We start from the raw sequence: 20289 nt of genomic DNA, 5'->3' as shown, positions 1-20289 counted from the left end.
TTGTTTAAAGGACAAGAAAGAGAGAGAGAGAGAGAGAGAGAGAGAGAGAGACCCTTGCAGTCAGGCGTTTCTCAAAAACACCACTTCATATCCGTGGAGCATCCCTTGAGCGCTCTCATAGGTCTCTCTACGCTCCCGCCTCGCTCATTGTCGTGTCGAGCACAATCCACTTGCATTTCAGCGCAACGGCTCGCGGTTCAACTCACAAAGCTCCCAAGTCCGACTTTTTTAATGTCGCGCTCCCTGCTTAGCCGCTCGTTCTGCTGGCGTAGGCGGACGATCTCCGAAGCCTGGTGCGCCGACGTCGGCATCCCCTGCGTGGCGGGCCCAACGCCGCCGATGTCGGCTCCTGCCGGAGCTTATCCAGAGCCGCAGCACTGAGTCGCCCAGACCGAGTTCATTGACGACCGTTCCGATCGTGGCAGTGTTAGAAACCCACCACCCGCCCGACGCGGACGTCGTGCGCGGGGTCTGTATTGGCAACAGGAAACCGGAGCGCCCCGTCCGGCCACCGATATCCGCTCGAATGATCACCCGTTGTGCAGCTTTTGGCGGCTAAGCGCGCTGGTCAGGTTTACCAGCAATGAATGAGGCGCCCGATATGAGTCGCCGCTAGAAGCGCTTATTTTTGAGCAATACATCACCCTCCACCGCGCGTGGATAGTGGGCCGCCACTTCGAATGATGGCAACAGGTCAAGAATAGCTTGAAGGGACAACTGCCCTTCGTAGAGCTCGCGGTCGCTATATTCTGTGTAGACGAAGCGCGTATTGCTCAAGGTCTGCATGCCGCCGGCGATAACGTCCGCTTCGGCCCCCTGGACATCCATCCAAATGAGATCGATCGTATTCAGCTTGGCTTCGCTGCACCAGTCGTCCAGCCGCCGCGTTTCAACCGAGACAGGGCGATCGAACCGAACCCACTCATACTCAGTAAGATGATTCTTCGGGCGGCGTATTGAGCCGGAGAGGTCCCATTCCTTCGCATCACCATCTGCATTGCTTGGATGGAAGTCGATCATCCCGTTTCGATCACTGATCGCGATTTCAAGCAACTTCACCCTATAGAGGGATGGGCCCAGCTTCTTCTTGAAGCGCGCGATCGCTCTCGGGTCCGGCTCAAAGCAGTAGAGCTGAGCTTGCGGGCAGAGATTGAGAAACTGTTCCGTATCGGTCCCGTCATTGCAGCCGATATCGAGGATGACGGGATTCGGCTTCTGAAGACGTGAGACGATGTGCTGGTGAACTTCGGCAGACGACACAGGTGTTTTTTCCATGGGCGCGGAGATCGGATGAATTTCGTCTTTGACGCCAAATCACACGCCAGACGCGCCGGCACAACGTATATCAACGTATATGATTCATATTCCCGTCGGTCCCTCGATTCATGACAGCTATTTGGATGCCATCAACACCAAAAGGGACGCCTGTCGAACCGGGAGCTGCAGTGACTGCCCTGCAATACAAACTGCCGCTTGGTTTCGGGAGCCGCGCCAACTGTGAGCTAGATCGTCGTGTCAGGTCCGCCTTTCGGAGCGGCGGAAAGAACGGCTTCGCGCCGAAAGTCAGCGGTCGGTTCTCTCTGACGCATTTGCGAGCAGCTCCGGGCGATCCCTTCTTCGGAATCATCTGTCCTTCGGAGAAGAGCGTATGAGGTCAAGGCTCCGACGCACGCGTTGCCGCGTGCAAACAAGCCTCCGCAGCGATCATCTTCGATCACTCGATCGGGGTAAATGAAACAGGTTTGAGCGACCGTGCGACGTCTGGAGACGGGACAATTCGATGATGGCCTTTCTTGGAGCACGGGGCCTCCAACAGGAAACATCGCCTGAGTTTTCGAGATAGTTGCCCTATTATTGCGACTACGTCCTACTGATCGAACGCTGCTCATCGAGCAGGGTCTTGTGCAGATCGCCGGCGTCAACTGCTAGATGCTGCCGTCAGACGAAGCAATCATTTGCCAGCCACGCCGTCGTCGTTGAAACACGCGGCGCTTCGATCGGTGTAACGGCCGCCCGTGCAGTGTTGAGGAACCCTGGGCTCAATCCGGGTGTTTCGACGAAACGCAATGTCATTTTCGCAACAGCTTGGCGGGCTGTGTAGCTGAGGGCGTTTGCTTCCGGACAAAGACAAACACTGATCAGGCTACGATTCAGTAGAACTTCAGGCATCGATCGTTCAGCTCATTTTTGGCCTGATCCTTGCTATAATTGGGCTTGTCACAATGTGACTATCTCTAACTTGTTCAACCGCCCAGGAGACATGCATGAATTTCCGCCCGCTTCACGACCGCGTCGTTGTCAAGCGCATCGACGCCGATGAGAAGACCGCTGGTGGCATTATCATTCCCGACACAGCCAAGGAAAAGCCCTCGCAGGGCGAAGTCATTGCAATTGGCCCGGGCGGCCGCGATGAGACTGGCAAGCTGATTCCGATCGACATCCAGGTCGGGGACCGCGTGCTGTTCGGAAAATGGTCGGGCACCGAAGTCAAGATCGACAGCGAGGAGCTACTGATCATGAAGGAGAGTGACATCATGGGCGTTCTCGCCGATGTGTTTCCCAAGAAGAAAGCCGCCTAACCAAGCGCTCACACAGCTCACTCCCTGACGAGCGCCCTGTTAGGCGCGCTGAAGGATGAGAAAACAAGAACTGAGGGAATCTTTATGTCAGCCAAAGAAGTCAAATTCGGAGTAGACGCGCGGGATCGCATGCTGCGCGGCGTGGACATCCTCGCCAATGCCGTGCAGGTCACGCTTGGTCCGAAGGGCCGCAACGTAGTGCTCGACAAGTCGTTCGGCGCGCCTCGCATCACCAAGGACGGCGTTGCCGTCGCCAAGGACATCGAACTCGACGACAAGTTCGAGAACATGGGTGCGCAAATGGTGCGCGAAGTAGCTTCGAAGGCGGCGGATGCTGCCGGCGACGGCACCACCACTGCGACCGTACTGGCCGCCGCGATTGTCCGCGAAGGCGCCAAGTCGGTTGCCGCCGGTATGAACCCGATGGACCTCAAGCGCGGTATCGACCTCGCGGTCGAAGCCGTGGTTGCGGATCTCCAGACGAACTCCAAGAAGGTCACCTCGAATGAGGAGATCGCCCAGGTCGGCACCATTTCGGCCAACGGCGATGTCGAGATCGGCAAGTTCCTCGCCGACGCCGTGAAGAAGGTCGGCAACGAAGGCGTGATCACGGTCGAAGAAGCCAAGTCGCTCGAGACCGAGCTTGACGTCGTCGAGGGCATGCAGTTCGACCGCGGCTATATCTCGCCCTACTTCGTCACCAACGCCGACAAGATGCGCGTCGAGATGGACGACGCCTACATTCTCATCAACGAGAAGAAGCTCTCCTCGCTGAACGAGCTGCTGCCGCTGCTCGAGGCCGTGGTGCAGAGTGGTAAGCCGCTGGTCATCGTCGCCGAGGACGTCGAAGGCGAAGCGCTCGCGACCCTGGTCGTGAACCGCCTGCGCGGCGGCCTGAAGGTCGCGGCCGTCAAGGCTCCGGGCTTCGGCGATCGCCGCAAGGCCATGCTGCAGGACATCGCGATCCTGACCGGCGGCCAGGCGATGTCGGAAGATCTCGGCATCAAGCTCGAGAACGTCACGCTCAACATGCTCGGTCGCGCCAAGAAGGTGATGATCGACAAGGAGAACACCACGATCGTCAACGGCGCCGGCAAGAAGGCCGACATCGAGGCGCGCGTGGCCCAGATCAAGGCGCAGATCGAGGAGACCACTTCGGACTACGACCGTGAGAAGCTCCAGGAGCGTCTTGCCAAGCTCGCGGGCGGCGTCGCGGTGATCCGCGTCGGCGGCGCGACCGAGGTCGAGGTGAAGGAGCGCAAGGATCGCGTTGATGACGCGATGCATGCGACCCGCGCGGCTGTGGAAGAAGGCATCGTCCCGGGCGGCGGCGTCGCCCTGCTCCGGGCCTCCGAGCAGCTCAAAGGCCTGCGCACCAAGAACGACGACCAGAAGACCGGCGTCGAGATCGTGCGCAAGGCGCTGTCCTGGCCGGCCCGCCAGATCGCGATGAACGCCGGTGAAGACGGTTCGATCGTGGTCGGCAAAGTCCTGGACAACGAGCAGTACTCTTATGGCTTTGATGCGCAGACAGGCGAGTATGGCAATCTTGTCTCCAAGGGCATCATCGACCCGACCAAGGTTGTCCGTATCGCGGTCCAGAACGCTTCCTCGGTGGCCGCGCTCCTGATCACCACGGAAGCCATGGTCGCCGAGCTGCCCAAGAAGGGCGGCGCCGGTCCCGCGATGCCCCCGGGCGCCGGCATGGGCGGTATGGACTTCTGATCCACTCTCTCAAAGTGTCGATGACCGTGCAAAACCCTGGCACGAATGCCAGGGTTTTGTTTCGGCGAGCTTGCAACGTAGCCTAGCAAGCCGCGCCAAAGGCCGAACCCATCGGTCAATCCGTATGAACGGCGGTAGAGCCCAGACCTAATTTGCTTGTGACTTTTCCTTCGGCGGCGACAGAGCCTCGGCCAAGGTAAAACGGGTCCAGCACTGCGATGGAAGTGGGCCTGTCGCTATTTGAGCCTCACCAAGCTGCCTCTGCCGAGTGTTCGAACCCTTCGTCTGGGTTTATCAGGTGCCGCCTACCGCTTCTTGCCTACTTTCCTGTCCTGACGCGTGGACCCAAGCGCCCACATGCCCTTTCCTGGTTCGCACTTACATCTGATGGCGAGAGGCTTATTTGAAACCCTCAGCGACAATGCGCATCATCAAAAACCACAAGATATCCTGCTGAAGTGCCATGATTTACTGTACGCTCTATTTTTTCCTCGCGGATGGGCTCCGCTTCGCCTACGGGCCGCCAACTTCGCCGCAGCGTCCTACCATGATATCTGTCTTACAGAGAGTGTGTGTCAGCAGGTTGCGCAAGGCGCAACGAGGTTGCCCCGACGGTAGACCGCTGGCCAGTGGCGCCCCCGATCCTTGAGGAAATCTATACAATGGAGGACGCGCTGGCCTTCGGCGGCGCCTGCATTTCCCTGTTGGATCACGCCGATCGGGTGAGAGTTGCCTGCCTGGCGCAACTCGTGAACGTCATCGCGCCGATCATGACTAAGACAGGCGGAGGTGCGTGGCGCCAAACCATCGTCTTTCCTTTTGCGCATATGAGCCGCTTTGGTCGCGGAAGAATTTTGCACGCGCGAGTCGAGACGGAAGCCTGCTATGTGTCGTACAACAATCCTGATGGTACACCGGCCGGGACCTTTCCAGCGCCTGACGTGCCGTATCTCAAGATAGCGGCAGTCGCCGAACAAGGCGGCGGCTTATCGCTCTTTCTGCTCAATCGTGATCTGAAGCAGGAGATGGAGGTGAGCGTCGAGGCCAGAAGCTTCGGTCCCCTGACAGTTCACGAGCGGCTCGAGCTCCGGCACGATGATCTGATGGCGGCAAATACCGAGAATACGCCGGACAAAGTCAAGCCGGCGCCTTTGCAAAGCGTGGCCTTTGCCCGCGGGAGGTTGCGGGCGACGCTCAAGCCGGCGTCATGGAATGTGATCCACCTGGCGCCACATCGAGAAGATGAAGGGCCCGCGAACACGGCGCCAAAGGATCAATCGTGATCGCGGTTTAGGTTCTTGCTTGAGCATGATTTCCGCGAACACTATTAAGCCGAGAGCGTGAGCACCTCGCAAAGCTGTGAGCGCTGCCGATCGTACCAGGGCCGATGATCGTGGCCAACGGCAGCGATGGGTGATAGTCCCCTGCCGCGATCAGCGCGCCCGCCCCAGATTACCTGCTGGGGCTACGACAAGATTTCAGGCCGCCGCATTGTACGCCTGCACGACATCATACCATCATCGTCTGGCGCCCCGCCAAGCAATCGGCCCGTTCGAGAGCGGCTCGCCCCACCGGCGCGTGCCTCCCATAGGTCATATCGACAAGCTTATCTTGATGAGAGCCTGCGCAGCGGCCGCAATAAATCCAAGTCCCGGAGAACGTGCTTATGCTGCGCTTGCATCCACACTATACCAATGTGTAACCGAGATAGCCACGGGGATGAATTGGCACGAAGCGCGACCGGGTTCATTGTGGGCTTTATGGCTATGTATACTCAGGTTTACGCCCAATTCAGCGAGGCGCAGGAACGCACAGCCGAAGGCCGTGCAGCTGAACTATACTCCAGTTTGATCGCTGACCTCAGTCAGCTGAATTTCGCTGACGCGGATGACCGCCGAGCATTCCCTCCGACCCTACACAGCCTATTGGCAAGGCATGGACTGTTCGGGCTCACCACACCAGGAGAGCACGGCGGATTAGCTCTTCCCTTGCAGGAGGCCATCAACCTCATCTCCGCCACTGCGTCCTTCGATGTCTCCGCTGCCTCTACCCTCGTCATCCATAACTTCCTGGCCTTGCCCTGTATCCAAGCGGCACCGCACATCCCCGAACAAAAGCATATCATTTGGGGTGCAACACGCGGCGATCTCTGCGCTTTCGCTTTGACGGAACCCGGGGCTGGATCGGCCCCGAGGCACATAGAGGCTTCGGCTCTCATGCGCGAAGATAAAGTTCGTATCTCTGGCCGCAAGATCTGGATCGGCCTCGCTGACTGGGCTCGCTGGATCGTTTGCTTTGCGCGCGCGTCTGGACCCGATGCGAAAGGTCGGCTCGTTGGTGTACTCGTTGACAGGCAAGCTCCAGGCCTAAAGGTCACGCACGAGCATCGCACACTCGGTCTACGTGGCATCATTCAGAATACCCTGGAGTTCCACGATGTCGAGGTGCCGCGTTCTTACGTGCTCTCTCGCGATCAAGACGGCTGGGGAGCGGCGGCATCTAGTATGAACCGCGGCCGTCTCGGTGTGGCTGCTATGGGTCTTGGAGCCCTTGAGCGCGCTATCCAGGTCGCAGCCTCTTATGCAAGCCATCGCCGGCTCGGTAAACTGCGTATGATCGAGAACAGTTACATCGAACAGTTATTTGGACAAATGGTGCTGCGGCGGGAAGTAGTGAAGGCGATGCTGACCGCATCCTGCCGACTTGTTTCAGCGCAGGGCGCGCCGAACGTCCACCTTGCGTCGGCAACGAAGGTTTTGTCCTCGGAGTGGTGCGGCCTTGTTGCTGATCAGTGCGTCCAGCTGTTAGGTGGCCGTGGTTACGATGAGGGAGCGCCTTTAGCGAAAATCTATCGAGACGCTCGCATCCTTCGCATCTTCGAAGGTCCGACTGAAGCGCTCCTATCACATCTCGGCCGCTGCCTCCTCTCTAAAGCCACGCGTGACGAAATCGCCGATCTCTTTCGGTCAGTTGGAGCGGCATCAGTCCATGCTGCTGCAATTGAGGAGCTCTCTGGGCTCAATGAGACAGACGGGGCCGTGCTGATCTATGCGGGTTGGCTCACCACGTTGGCACTGGCAAGAGCTATCATGTCTGCTGGTTGCTTCTCTGCCTCAGATTGCGCCGCAGCAGCGGCTGACCTGGTCAGTTCCGAACTTGCAACCCTCCGTACTCGCGCGCCGATCCGGCAATCTGTCGAAGTCCGCAATCGGGCTAGTCGGACTCTGACCACCTTCCTTGAAGACGCGGCTTGTTCTATTCGCTCACCTGTCCTCGCAGACGATTACCTTAGACTGGTGCAGTATGTCTGATATCTGGCGGATGTCGGAGGTCTTTCCCACCTGGTGGGCCCGCGCGCGATGATGCAGCTGCGGAGAGGCGAAGCATCCCTGAGCACTGCCACGTCTAATTCCGGCAGACTGCTATGAGGGCCTAAGCTAATCTCGCTCCCGGCGCGCCGCAGCAGCAAAGGCTTTCGCGTTCAGGAGGACCCGATCCGCTCATCGACCCGGCGCCGCATCAGAAGAATGGGCCGCGTCGAACAACTTGAGCACGCTCCCTACCCTATCGATGATGGCCAACCACCGCTTCGCGGTCCCCCATGGTCGATACTGACGCCACCGTGCTTTCGCGGCTGACGACTGCGCGATCGTGATGCGTGTTCCTACATTTCTCGTAATGCGCCTGAGAAGCGCTATGTACCCGCGAAGTGCCGCCCTCCACTCAAAAGCCCCACGCCCTTCATTCCTGGTACCGTTTCGCTCCATTGGAACGCGGCGTCGAAGCGCATGCCGCAGCGAGATGATCGCCATGACTTAGCCATGCCATGAAGCTTCTGTTGTTTCGGGCACGAGCTGTATACTGAACCCATCAGCCATGTGTAAGCCGTCTGACGGTCTGGCTTAGGATCAATATCATCGAGCCATTCGATAACTGCGCTTAAACTTGCGGTCGCTCGTGAAGCATGCATCGCCGCATCTGCAAAACGAACCTGCCCCGCGGCTCTCAATCGTCGCGGGGCTTCATGGGTCTCAGGACCCGCCTTCCTCGCCGCCGATGAAGCCTTCCGGCGGCATGGGGCCGACGACTAGCCATTGCTCTGGCTGAAAACGGCATACCGGCGGCTCCGCACTTGTCCGCCGTCGATCTTCTCTCCCGGTCCGATCACTTTCGAGCTTGGTCGGATGGGCCCGGCTGTCGTCGAAGTCGCAGAGATAATGGATTGCCTTTCGTGGATGATGCCGCAGAGCCGCGCCTTTGCAATATCGATGGGCTTCTGCTGACACCTTTCTCGCGGCACATGGCATATGCAAGTTTCATGATCTCTTTGAAGAGATCAGCTTATGTCTATGCTTGAACATACCCTTAAGTCGGATGTCCGCTGGACAGATGGGTGGGTTCCAGGCAGAAGGGCATCGACCCACGCCGGCCGCTTTCGCACTTTGTAATTCTCGTCGGGTTCGTCAGCTTTCGGAAAGCTAGTCCCTGTACGGTGACGTCGAAGTTAGCGGCGCGTGGTAGGGACAGCGCTTGCCCCGTGTATGCGTGGGGCTTTGGGGCGCCGAGTCACGTTTCTGCTAACTTCAACCAGTGCGGGCGTGGCAGCGACAGCGTCTGATCCACCAGCTGACCAGCGCCGAGTCGCGCCTGCGCTGCTCCCGGTGTGAGACTGGGATCATATAAACACCATCGGACAACGTCTTCCAGATCAACTAATAGCCAGCTTGCGCCCGCTCCGCGGAGAGGGCCTCCAGGCCGTAAATCTCAGAAATTGCTTGTAGTCGGCTCAGCGCTGAGTTTGACCGTTAGGCTTCGAACGAACACAGTGCATAGGGTTATCACTGTCGGCTCCCAGTTTTGAGATCTTCAACCAGAGCCGCGCGTGTTCAGGGCGCGACATCCATGTCCCCTACCATGGTTGCACTATCGGAGGCGATGTGGCTCTCCGGCGTCGTTCGCGAAAGATCCACTCGCGGGCCTCGGGTCTGTTGCAACCTCCGAAACACTCACGTCATCCTTTGTGTGACCACGGTCGATATATCATGTCCGTTCGGGTTCCTGTAGCGGTCGGCGAGACTTTTGAACAACTCACCCATCTGATCTGACCGAACGGTAAATTCCGAATTAGGATCAAAGAGGGTCATTCCATTCGATGTCGACGTTGCGATTGTGTGGGCGCCACCTGCGGCGAAACGCAAGCTGACCAATAGATCGACGCGTTGTCAGTGACCTCATTCACGATCTGATCAACGCGCGAAGATGTACCAAACCTATATCGCGTCTGTTCGGCAAACGGCGCTAGGCCGGCTTCGCGTAACATCGCACTTTTTGCCTGAAGGTTGTGAGAACCTTCCGGCCTATCGCTTCGCAACAGACTCTTGGGGTCTTCATAGCGCTGCTGCCGCATTGCCGCTGAGCTGTGATTTTGAGTCCCCGGGCGCGGCGCCCTCCATCCGGGATGAAGGGCTGCTCGGCAGATTGAGGAGCCACTCCGCTGCCAATCCAACGCAGATTTCGTTAACATTGGCCTGGGGCAATTCAGCAGTCCTGTATTCGAACAGAGGACGGATGGGCCTCGCTGGAGAGGATGGATTTGAGCTGGACGACAGAGAGGATGTGCTGGGGTCCGAGGTGCTTGGACTATGAATGATTGCATCTGAGGTCGTCGGACAATTCCCCAGATGGCGGGCTCTCCCGTTGAGCGAGATCCGTCAACGTTTGAGCAAATTCGTAACCGCCCACGGACCGACTCGGTTCGTCAGCTTAATCAGGGCGTGTGGATCGGCCACTAACTCGATTATACATGGCGGTTCGCCTGCTTCTTCAGCGTACTTTCCTCAGAGCGAGCGCGGGCTGCTTACGCTCTGCTTGCGAATGATCTTGCGGCAAGCTGACCACGAGCTGACAACCAGATATTTTGGCGAAGCTACCACCTCGCCCGCGCCTAGTTGGTGTCTCGACCGTCTCTGCTCACGAGCTCCGCTCCAGATGCGGGGTGGCCGACGAGCTCACGGCTGTCGCACGGCGACGACCGGCCGACCTTGTGTAATTCCGGATGCAGTCAGGGTGATGGGGCGACAGCGCCTTCGTCAAACCGAATTCGACAGTCGCGTTGGCCTCGATCTCACCATCATCGCGTTATGCCGCCGGTAGGCACACTTCTCGCTCCAAAGAGTGCGCAATTCGCGTCGTCGGATCGCCCAGTGATTGCCTTGTGACCGGTCGTCGGCCGGGCAAGATGCTGTTGTTGCTGCCGAACCGCGTTCAGCACAGTTCCGCGATCTTTATTGGGATCAGCGCACTATTCGCTGCTCCTAGTTGATAGCAGCTAATTCAGGCTCAGCCCCCCGCACACGGCAACAGGCGATCAGTCCTGACATATCCCCGCCTTTAACGCCTCAGTTCGGCGGCGCCGAATCGGTGCTCCTGCAGCCGCTCGGCGTCACCTTCCGCTTGGATAACTAACTCAGCTGATCATGATGTCGCGCTCATCCGCGCGAACAACATTGCCGCGTCTGAGGGCCCAAGTCCAACGATGCCTACAAAGCTCGGCGGCGGCATCGGGATGTCCCGATGAGTGGGTCTCCACAGGTGAAGGCAATATCGGCTGTTATTCACATACTGCGAATGTGGCGGATGCAGTTGCATGACGCACTCCTCTTCATCCCAGAACAGGTCTTTGACGAAGCTCATCTCTTCCCAGTTCGGACAGCGCCGCGGCGTCGAGACAGCGACATGCTCCCAGCCAGGACGGACAAATCCACTTATCTTTAGTTCACACCCGCAAGGCCCCTGTACAAAGAACACGCCGCAAGGGCCTGATCCCGGAACCGTAGCGAACCGGCCGTGTTGCACGCGGCCGGCTTCCAGCTTCTCTATCATCTGCTCTCGCACGCCCGCTCCTTCGCTGTTCGGAGGGTCTTGAACTCGATGCAGATGACGTTGTCTCGCAACTCGTCAACCGGCTCGATCCTCGGCCCAGCGCTCCTATACCGCTCTTCAGAGCACCATCTGAGCAAGCCGCAGCTGTCCATCATCACTCGTTCTCCTGCTATAGTCTTATAACGATCGCATTGTGGGCCGAAGATTGCCGAGTATGAGCGGTAGCACGATCTGGGCGATGGCGAATCAGTCCGCCGATCGCAACTTCCCGCGCATGTTGCAACTCTGTCAGCGAGCCCCTCTCATGCGAAGCATCTTACTCACCGATGCCGGCCAGTATTGGTCGCACATCGCCGAATAGAGCGCCCATCAGCAACACTAATGTCCGCCATCGCTCTCCCGCGCTTCAAGTAAGCGTTAGTGCGCATTCATGTTTCATGGCTACCTGCTTGAGCACAAGACACTGGCGGCTCCTCTCCTCAACGAATTGGTCGTCATGATGGCATGGTCCCGTAGTGACCTTCGACATCCACACTCTATGGTGACTCGCAAAGCCAGTGATGGCACCAGTTGATGCTGCGAGGCGATCAACTGCTTGATGAGATCGCAGTGCACATTCACTGGTTCTCGTCGAATGCGAATGGTCCTCAATGCGCCATCTATGTGAACACGATTGAATTGTGCCGGGTCGAGTCGAACGGGCCTGCACCAAGGCCGCGGACGCCTGACATGAACTGTCGTTGAGCTGATAACAGGAGCGGCTCGCCTGCCATCTCGGTGTCTCCTCGTAAGCCAACGGTCCGAAACAATGATTAGTCGATCTCAATCAGCGCGGCAGTCGACCGATCTTCCCGCGTCAATACGATGCAAGTCCCAGCTCATTGTTCATGGCATGGCGCTCGCGAAGCGCTGAGCCTTTTGCTGCCAATGCGGGTGTCGTCTTTCAGACATGGACGTCGCGAATCCCACCTTTGGCAGCGACTCTGTGTCGCCAACGCCCGACAGACGCGCTTTTGTTTGCATCAAAGCGGTGTCGATACTTCTGCGTCGTGGCATGTAGATTGCTGCGGTGACGGAAAGCGACCTTAACTGTACCGACGATACACGAGCATACGACCGGAGGATCGCCGCGCAACAGACAACGGTTCTGATACTCTCCTTATGAAAGAGGACTGCGAACTTATGAGTGGTACGAGGCATGCAAAGCCCGGCATTTTTCGGCGGACCAGCGCGACGTCTGATGAAATGACGCATTGGCGCACACCAAAGCACCCACCGATGAAGTATTACGGCGCCGATTGCCGCTGCCGGCAGGCGCAAAGGAGGTGGAACCTTTGGCCGCTGGCCGCACTCCTCATAAATGCGCTGCTTTGGGCCGGACTCTACTGGATCATCGCAGCGTTCTTCTGAAATAATCTCGCGGACGGCAGAGCGCGAGGGGCTTTCCGACGCCTCTCGCATGCCGCGGCCGCACCGTCTGCGGACCATCAATCGGACGTGGAGACCTCTTTCACAGACTTGGTTCCAGCGCACACTTCGCCCGACTACCTGGAAATCTGCCCCTCGAATGAACGCAAAGGAAATATTGAGGCATGGCGCAGAGGTCTCGAATTGGCGAAATTGAGATGCAATTGCAGCCGCGACGAAGTTCCAAACATTAGCCTGCAACAGCTGAACGTTCCGGCGCGGATGGCATCCGGGCTTCCGCATTAACTGCGACGCACTGACTGCAACTTGAGGTGTGTAGGGTTGCGCTTTTTTTATATCAGAATTAGCTTTCGAGAAGCTGACTAAACAAGTCCGCCTGAAGGAGCGTTGGGCCGGCGGGCTGCTCCGCCTTCACGTATATGTCGCGATTCGGAGCGCGCAGGACCGTCAGGATGCCCCGCCCTACGATCCCCCTCAACATTCCTTCCTGGCAGTGACTTGCTCGCTGAGCGACATTTGCGTGGCCATTGGGTCGGCTAGCGATCAACAGGCTGGCGCCTTTTGATGATCCGCAGCGAGCTTTAGGGCTCTTCCTCATGCCACGTCTCGTCCTCCTCTTTGTGCATCTGCCACACGTGGGCGCGCCGAGCCAGCTTGTCGTATTCCACGGCAATTTTGAGCAGCCTGTCTTTGGCTTTTCCGTCAGCGAGCGCTTCCGCTTTCTTTCGCGTTGCTTCTGCACGGCCTCGCCAGTGCTCAGGTTGGTAGAGTTTACTTTTCGGATTCATGCCCAGAGCATGCAACTCGTAGATCAAAGAATTGCGACACTGGCGCTCCGTAAAATCACGTAACAGCGACGCTCGGAGCCCCGGTTGCCGAAGCGGACAGTCGCCATGCACAGCCGCTATTCTGAAACACCGGTCGGCGTTGCGGCCGAGGCTCGTACGAAGAATGCACAGCCCCGACGTCCTCAGACGATCAGACGCACGAAGGGGCTTGAACCGCACGTAGCGTTAGATTGTACGATCCTCGACAAGCGGGAACCACGTCCGACAATCCAGACCGTTCCGAACACGTCATGAGAATCGCGAATGTTTCAGACATCTAAACTCACCTGGCGCGACTCGATCAGGACGATAAGATCCTCCAGGTGCATCCTTGTCCGCGTTGCGTCGGAGCTATTCATGTCGCGGCTGGACGAAATCGCGCGTTTCGAGCTCTGCACGGCAGGCGCTCCCATCACCGTAGCCTCGGCGGAACGGACGATGGAGGCTCCATCCCAGATACCGCACCCAAGGTCTTCACACATAGCGGAACACAGGCGCGATTACACCAAACATAGTCTAGGCGCGCGCCATCATGGTTTGCTCTGAACGATCGAATGCATCATCAACAGTGGCTTGGGCGCACCTGCGCTTTTTCCTGCTCTCTCTGCCCCGCGATAGCTGGCCCGGGCCCTTCAAGCCGGCGTCGCGCCAGCTACGGCGTCTTAAGTCGATTGGCGGTAGGGTGAGCCAGAGTACCCAAGCACATGTCAGGCCCAAGCAATGCCTCGCGACATCCAGGCATGCACCGAACCACTGGAAGCTCCAGAATGATGACTTGCGGGGCCAGCTCAGCCGACAGCGCTTGTACTCTTCGTGGTGCTCCGCCACTACGGCTGGTGTCGTTTCTGTCCTGCCGGACAGATGACCAGCACCGTACGGACCGCAAAAGCGGAAGAACGAGCATGTCGGCACCGTCCTCAAGCAGTTCAGGCCTGTTTCCCGGTTGACACGTCATGTTGCGCTTCGCGCAGGAAGAACAATAACGCAGCCACACGGAGTTGAACGGATATCATGACTCAATATCAACGAAGTCAGTCGACTTCGCGCCTCACAATCTGCCACTGCGCCAGCGCTCTTGTCGTCGCAATGACAGCTGTAATCCCCGGGCCGGTCAACGCACGCGATCAAACGCCCACCGCAGAAGAGAAAGAGGCTTGCATGGAGGACGTGTTCCGCCTTTGTAGCAGCCACATACCAGATCGCACCGCTATCACTGCCTGCCTTAGATCCAAGCAAGCTAGCCTCAGTCAGCGATGTCGCTACGTGATCTCCGTGCGAGACACTGGCAAGAAAAGCAGCGACTCGAAGTGACGATGCGGCGGCCTGTCGTTTCCTTCATTTACGATCAGGTGGGGTTAATTTGTAGAGCCAGCTGAGATCGGGCTCGATCTACCCAGCACCGACAGACTCGAAGAAGGGAGAGGAAGCCGCTTCAACGCTTCACCACAACGGTCCCGGAAGGCTAAAAGGCTTTGAAGGATGCGGTGATCCGGCCGGAACACCGCGGTAAAGAGGCCGCTGCGGACGCGGCAAGCGGGCGCCAGACAGTGTCATCGATTCCGCGACAAGCAACTGCGGTGTTCTAACTGGCCGACGATCTCCTCTCGACGGCCACCGGAACGGAGAGCTTGACCCTCACGTAGCGTCAGGTTGTAACCTCGCCACGTGTGTCCACACTCAACCGACCGCCGCCTTCAAGCGTCAATGAGACCATGCCGCGTGCGGCGGGCTACTTCATCAAGGCAATCGGTGCCGGGTCTCAGGGAACGTGTAAAGTTCGATGGAAGTGCTTAAATCGATCATCGGAAAAGTTGCCACGGGCGCCACTCTGACGCGTGAGGAAACTGCGTCAGCCTTCGACAGCATGATGTCGGGTTACGCAACTCCCTCGCAAATCGGTGCCTTGTTGATGGGGATGCGGGTCCGGGGCGAGACGGTCGAAGAAGTCACCGGCGCCGCCTCGGCGATGCGGAATAGAATGCCGCGGGTCGAGGCGACATGCGACCCTGTCGGCCTCGCTGGCACGAGCGAGTCCCTTATGTATTCGGTCAAGGTGTCGACGTGTGCTTCTTTCATAGTCGCCGGGGCCGGCATTCCTGTGGCCAAGCATGCCAACCGCGCTACGTCTTCGGGTTCAAGCGCCGCAGACGTGTTGGCGCGCCTCGGTGTGAAGGTCGATCTCAAGCCTGCGGCTATCGCACGTTGCGTGCAGGAAGCCGACATCGGCTTCATGTTTGCGTCAGCCCATTATCCGGCGATGCAGCGCATCGGGCAGATCCGGACCGCAGTTGGAACCCATACCATCTTTAATCTGATCGAGCCTCTGTGCAACCCGGCAGGGGTCAAGCGGCAGATCGTTGGGGTATTGTCTCCCGAATGGGTGCAGCCTCTGGCGTACGTCTTGAAGAACCTTGGTGCGGAGTCGGTATGGGTTGTTCATGGCTCGGACGGGCTCGACGAAATAACCCTCACCGGCCCAACGTTTGTTGCTGCGCTTGAGGCGGGTACAGTCCGCACCTTCGAAGTGACGCCGGAACAAGCCGGACTCCCCCGCTGCCGCAACGACGCGCTGGAGAGCCGTGATGCCAAGACTAACGCCGTTGCGCTGCAAAATGTTCTTGACGGCGTACCAGGTCCATTTCGCGACGCCGCGCTTTTGAACGCGTCGGCGGCGTTGGTCGTGGCGGGGCGGGCCTCGACACTGAAGGAAGGCATAGCACTTGGACAAGAATCACTTGATCGCGGCGCCGCAGCCGCTCGACTGAAGCGCCTGATCGCGGTTTCGAACGCCTGACAGCCGAGCCGCCCGATGATCCAGTATTGCGACCAAGTTTGCTGCTCACGAGCGCGAAAATATGGCAGCCACGAATGCACGTCACTTCTGCGGCATTTCAAGGAGCGTGCGGCGCCTGCGCTCGGCCAGACGCAAGCAAGGCTGAGCACGGGGCGCGAGAGCCAACTTTCTTATCGACGAGAGCCTGTTGCAGTCCGGGCTGCCGAGGTGAGAACCCGGGACGAAACGCGCTGCGCGAAGGAGATGATATGTCCTGGCAAAGGATTGAAACACTCGGATCTATTGCAGTGATAGAACACATCATTCGCAAGTTTCGGGAATTGATCGATACAGATAGCTCAATCCCGCCGGAGCTCCGGGGTGCGCTGCACGCGACGCTCGATGAGCATCTTCTCGAGGCAAAAAAACGTGTTCTCCTAAAAGTAAATTAGGTGCGCCGATGCGGTCTACATGCGGAGAAGCTCTGGCAGGCGCGCGCCGGTACCGCAATCGGCATCATCCCGTCCGCACGAAGCCCGGCGACCAGTCGAGTTGGTCGGATTGCGACCACCGCTCCATGTGCACTGGCGCGTCGCCGGGTTGCTCAGCACGGTTTGCTGTTTATGGCGGCCCTGTTGAAACATTGGCGGCCGCAATTCTCAGTTCTGCCGCTGCCCGGGCGTAACGCGCCGAGATATTGCACGTCCATCCGGTCATGACCGTAAGTAGCTGATCCGGAGGACATCGAAATCATACCCGGTCTCAATCTGAGTCGACTTATCACGCGATTTCGACACCGGGTACCCCATTACAGGCCCAATGGCATCAAAGTCGTCTCTGGGTATGGAGACACTAGAAGTGGGGATCAACTAAAGAGGCTGATCATGAGCCACCAGTTCCCTCCTGCGATTCGGGAAATGCCGTCTATTCAACCGGCAGAGTTCCGCCATGCCATGCAGAGCCTGGCGTGCGGTGTCGCCATCGTGACGACCGGGACGGCAGCCGGACGACGTGGACTGACGGTGAGTTCTGTTACGTCCATCTGCATGGAGCCGCCGTGCCTGGTCGTTGGCATCAATGCCCGCTCCGAGGCACATGATGACATCCTTGCCAACGGCAGCTTTGGAGTCAGTGTTCTCCGCAGTGACCAGGAGGACCTTGCCCTGCGTTTTGGCGGTGAGCAGGGGGCGAAAGGCGTTCACCGCTTCGATACCGCGCCCTGGGATCAGGGCGTCCTCGATGTGCCGCTATTGCCCAACGCATTTTGCGCGCTCGAATGCGTGTTGTATGACCACAAGGTGCTTGGCACACACACCGTCTTTATCGGACGAATTATCGCGACCCGACAAAGCGATGGCAATCCATTGATCAACTTCCAGGGCGCGCTTCGTACTTTACTGCTTGACTGACTGCGGTCTTTGCGCAGATCCCGTCGGGACAGCAGAACGGGAGATGGCCTCAATCGCTGGTGGCTTCCACGACAGTCATCGAACAATTGCCCGGGCTGCGACTGGTTTCACAGATTATAGCTCGTATTGAAAGGTCTTATCAGCTCCGGCGATTTCGGCGCTTCGCCTGTCGCGCTATGCTTGCGCCGGTCTGCGACCTTCCGCGTCAAGACGCGTGCGGGTTACCTGGTCAGGACAATGCGTTTTTACCGATATCGCGGTAAATTCCCGATCATAACCAACCACAGCCCACCAGACCGTCAACTCCAGTACGGCCTCGGCCCGCATAATCCCGTCGAAAACTACCAGCTTTGGTAGATCAGCTGTGATCGACAGGCGAGTAGTTTCGTTGCCGAAGCAGGGTCGGGTCCAGAGGCACGCCCCGGGGCACAACGGTTGGCGCTTCTCTAGATCTTCGGGCTCGATTCTGATGTGAGTGCATGGTGATGTCATGATCTTGCCCGCCGCTCGGCATCACGCACCTCTACGTCTCGGACGAAGAGATCGGCAGACCAACCTCGCGCGCGCTGATCAAGGCGGAGGGCCGCAAGGCCAAATACATACTGGTGACCGAGCCGGCGCGCGACGGGGGCAAGGCCATCTCGGGGCGCAAGGGCGTTGCGCGCTTTGACGTAATCATCAAGGGCGCTCCCGCGCATGCAGGTACGCGGCCCGAGGACGGCCGCTGCGCGATCCGGGAACTCGCCCATGTGATCGAGACGCTGGAGGCGATGAACGATCTCACGCACGGTATCACCGTCATGCCGGCGTCATCCGCGGCGGCACCAGGCCCAACGTCGTCGCGGAACTGGCCTATGAACAAGTCGACATGCGCGTCCCGACCATGGCCCATGCCGGCGAGCTGGTGCCGAAGATTCTCGGCATCACCTCGTGCGCCGAGGGCGTCAGCGTGAAGGTATCAGGCGAATTGAACCGTCCGCCATATGAGAAGACCAGCGCCGGTGCCGCACTTTTCGCACACGCCAAAAAGCTCGCCGCCGAGCTTGGGTTCGAGCTGCTCGACGCGTTCAGCGGCGGCGGCTCCGACAGCAATTTCACCGCGCCGCATACCGCGACACTTGACGGCCTTGGTGTCGATGGCAAGGCCGCGCATACGCATTATGAGCAACTCTACATCTCGTCGATTGAACCCGCGCGCGGCAGCTGTACCGCTAACCTCGGCGCCAGGCGAAGTCAGTGATCGCGACGCGCGTTTGATGACGGCCGCGGCACATTCGCAGGATCGTTCCTCGCCCTCCCCTAAGGGCTGCAGGCTGCGCCCCCTCCGACCTCATCGAAACCTAACGGTCGGATGCGGGATTTGGCATTGCAATGTCAGCGTAGGATAGAAGTGACTGAGCTGTCCAATGACGGCAGCGGGGGTCAGGCGGGTAATCCGCTGCAAAGGTAGCGAGCACTTGGTCGCAATAGGGGAACGTTTCCGACGATGGGCTCATCGGCAGCGACCCTGATCTGAAAGGGAGACGAACCTTCTTGACGAAAATCGCAGCGCTGAATGCGCGCGACACCAGACCGGCCGGCGGCGAGAGATTGGCTACGTTCACACAGCTGCATGAAAGGGCTTGAATCGGACCTAACGTTAAGTTGTACGGTCTTGAGGTAGGCACCTATCTCGGTCTGCCACCGGGATTGTGAAGGATTGCGAATGTCTCAGCTGGTCAGATCTCCGTCCCCATGGTCGGTCATTCTTATCCCCCGTGGCGGGTCGCTCGGAAGGGCGCTGCAGCGAGTCCCGATTGCGGCGCTATGGCTCGAACGTAGCTTTGAATGGCTCGCCATTCCGGAAGCAAGACTATGTGGCTGTTCTGGGCCGGAGCACCAGAGAGCCGGCGAGGTCAGAATTGCCGACGTAGACCTCCATCCGAAACCCCTAAGTGGGGGACGCTCCTTCCCGAATCTGAACCAAGCCCCTCCTCTGGCGCGACACCGCGCCAAGATCAGATCGCCGAACCGGCTTTCCGCTCTGCTCAGACTGCTTTCCCGTGAAGGCAAGGAATTTCCATCGCGCAAAGGTGCGCCAGACGGCGGGGTTCTCAAAGAGCCTAAGCTGCAATTGTCGCTCCGCGTGACCAGCGCGGCATCGGAAGATATTGCTTGGCATTATGGAGCAGCAAGTTGAAAGAGCCCGACGGCCTCAAGAAGGTCCTGTTGATCGACCATATTGAAGGCCAATGCCGTTGCGTCATCGGCTTCAAAGATGGAGATGCCAGAGAGGCCTATATGTGCGGCGAGCCTGTATACCAAAGACGTGGCAAGAAACTGTCTTCGTGGTGTATCTATCACTACGGACAGATGCACACGACCGCCACCCAGCAGAACAGAGTGAGTGATCAATCGCCCGAGATCCCTCAAGCGATATCGATTGTTCGCAACCCATGAGAATTATGAAAGACAAGGTCCTTCCAAGGCCGTGTGATGATAGCCTGTACAAAAGCCAACCGAAACATGCGGTCGGGGCCTCGCCAACCAATTCCGGGTTGCGCCGGAAGCACCTGGCGGCAAACGTACCATGCGGGCGAGAGGCGCATGAATGACGAGCTTGAGCTCTGCAGCCTGACGAGGGAAACGCTGCGTATGCTCGCGACAAAACTGCGATCCATTTCGAA

The 20289-nt window shown here is 58.5% G+C and carries 12 protein-coding genes and 1 pseudogene; 8 read left to right on the top strand and 5 right to left on the bottom strand.

The window, feature by feature from the left end; genetic code table 11:
- Positions 1-612: 612 nt before the first annotated feature.
- Positions 613-1260, bottom strand: coding sequence for an FkbM family methyltransferase (locus tag GGD67_RS14620; protein ID WP_179733887.1), 648 nt, complete (start codon positions 1258-1260; stop codon positions 613-615).
- A gap of 1004 nt (positions 1261-2264) precedes the next feature.
- On the opposite strand from GGD67_RS14620, the gene GGD67_RS14615 reads away from it, so the two are divergent.
- From GGD67_RS14615 to GGD67_RS14600, 4 genes are all read left to right on the top strand, one after another.
- Entirely contained in the window at positions 2265-2579 is a 315-nt protein-coding gene (locus tag GGD67_RS14615) for a co-chaperone GroES (protein ID WP_179733721.1), read from the top strand.
- An 84-nt stretch (positions 2580-2663) separates the two neighbouring features.
- Positions 2664-4304, top strand: a complete 1641-nt coding sequence (groL, locus tag GGD67_RS14610; protein ID WP_179733720.1) for a chaperonin GroEL — start codon at positions 2664-2666, stop codon at positions 4302-4304.
- 572 nt (positions 4305-4876) lie between these two features.
- Complete coding sequence (locus GGD67_RS14605; RefSeq protein ID WP_312013686.1) at positions 4877-5587, top strand: alpha-L-arabinofuranosidase C-terminal domain-containing protein; 711 nt, start codon at positions 4877-4879, stop codon at positions 5585-5587.
- Positions 5588-6070: 483 nt separating this feature from the next.
- A complete protein-coding gene (locus GGD67_RS14600) occupies positions 6071-7615 on the top strand; it encodes an acyl-CoA dehydrogenase family protein (RefSeq protein ID WP_179733716.1) in 1545 nt (514 codons plus the stop codon).
- A 1695-nt stretch (positions 7616-9310) separates the two neighbouring features.
- Here the strand turns inward: GGD67_RS14600 and GGD67_RS39755 are convergent.
- The 4 genes from GGD67_RS39755 to GGD67_RS14590 all read right to left on the bottom strand — a co-directional run bounded on the left by GGD67_RS39755 (position 9311) and on the right by GGD67_RS14590 (position 13429).
- Entirely contained in the window at positions 9311-9502 is a 192-nt protein-coding gene (locus GGD67_RS39755; RefSeq protein ID WP_283814118.1) for a YopT-type cysteine protease domain-containing protein, read from the bottom strand.
- Positions 9445-9711 carry a YopT-type cysteine protease domain-containing protein gene (locus GGD67_RS39750; protein WP_283814117.1) on the bottom strand — a complete coding sequence of 89 codons (267 nt, stop codon included), beginning with the start codon at positions 9709-9711 and terminating at the stop codon, positions 9445-9447. Before GGD67_RS39750 ends, GGD67_RS39755 begins: the two co-directional genes overlap by 58 nt.
- Positions 9692-9805, bottom strand: coding sequence for a hypothetical protein (locus GGD67_RS39745; protein WP_283813731.1), 114 nt, complete (start codon positions 9803-9805; stop codon positions 9692-9694). The genes GGD67_RS39750 and GGD67_RS39745 overlap by 20 nt, the downstream gene beginning before the upstream one ends.
- Positions 9806-13195: 3390 nt before the next feature.
- Positions 13196-13429, bottom strand: coding sequence for a hypothetical protein (locus GGD67_RS14590; protein ID WP_246783462.1), 234 nt, complete (start codon positions 13427-13429; stop codon positions 13196-13198).
- A 1792-nt stretch (positions 13430-15221) separates the two neighbouring features.
- On the opposite strand from GGD67_RS14590, the gene trpD reads away from it, so the two are divergent.
- The 4 genes and pseudogenes from trpD (at position 15222) to GGD67_RS14570 (ending at position 20062) form a co-directional block, all read left to right on the top strand.
- Entirely contained in the window at positions 15222-16235 is a 1014-nt protein-coding gene (gene trpD / locus GGD67_RS14585; RefSeq protein ID WP_179733714.1) for an anthranilate phosphoribosyltransferase, read from the top strand.
- A gap of 863 nt (positions 16236-17098) precedes the next feature.
- Complete coding sequence (locus GGD67_RS14580; protein WP_246790794.1) at positions 17099-17623, top strand: flavin reductase family protein; 525 nt, start codon at positions 17099-17101, stop codon at positions 17621-17623.
- A gap of 503 nt (positions 17624-18126) precedes the next feature.
- Positions 18127-18863: pseudogene (locus GGD67_RS14575) on the top strand (M20/M25/M40 family metallo-hydrolase); the annotation flags it as partial.
- Positions 18864-19798: 935 nt separating this feature from the next.
- Positions 19799-20062 (top strand): hypothetical protein, encoded by a 264-nt coding sequence (locus GGD67_RS14570; protein WP_179733712.1) that lies wholly within the window; start codon positions 19799-19801, stop codon positions 20060-20062.
- The last annotated feature ends 227 nt before the right edge of the window (positions 20063-20289 follow it).

Source organism: Bradyrhizobium sp. IAR9 (assembly GCF_013408065.1).
Taxonomy (GTDB): Bacteria; Pseudomonadota; Alphaproteobacteria; order Rhizobiales; family Xanthobacteraceae; genus Bradyrhizobium.
This window is presented reverse-complemented; position numbering and strand designations above follow the sequence as displayed.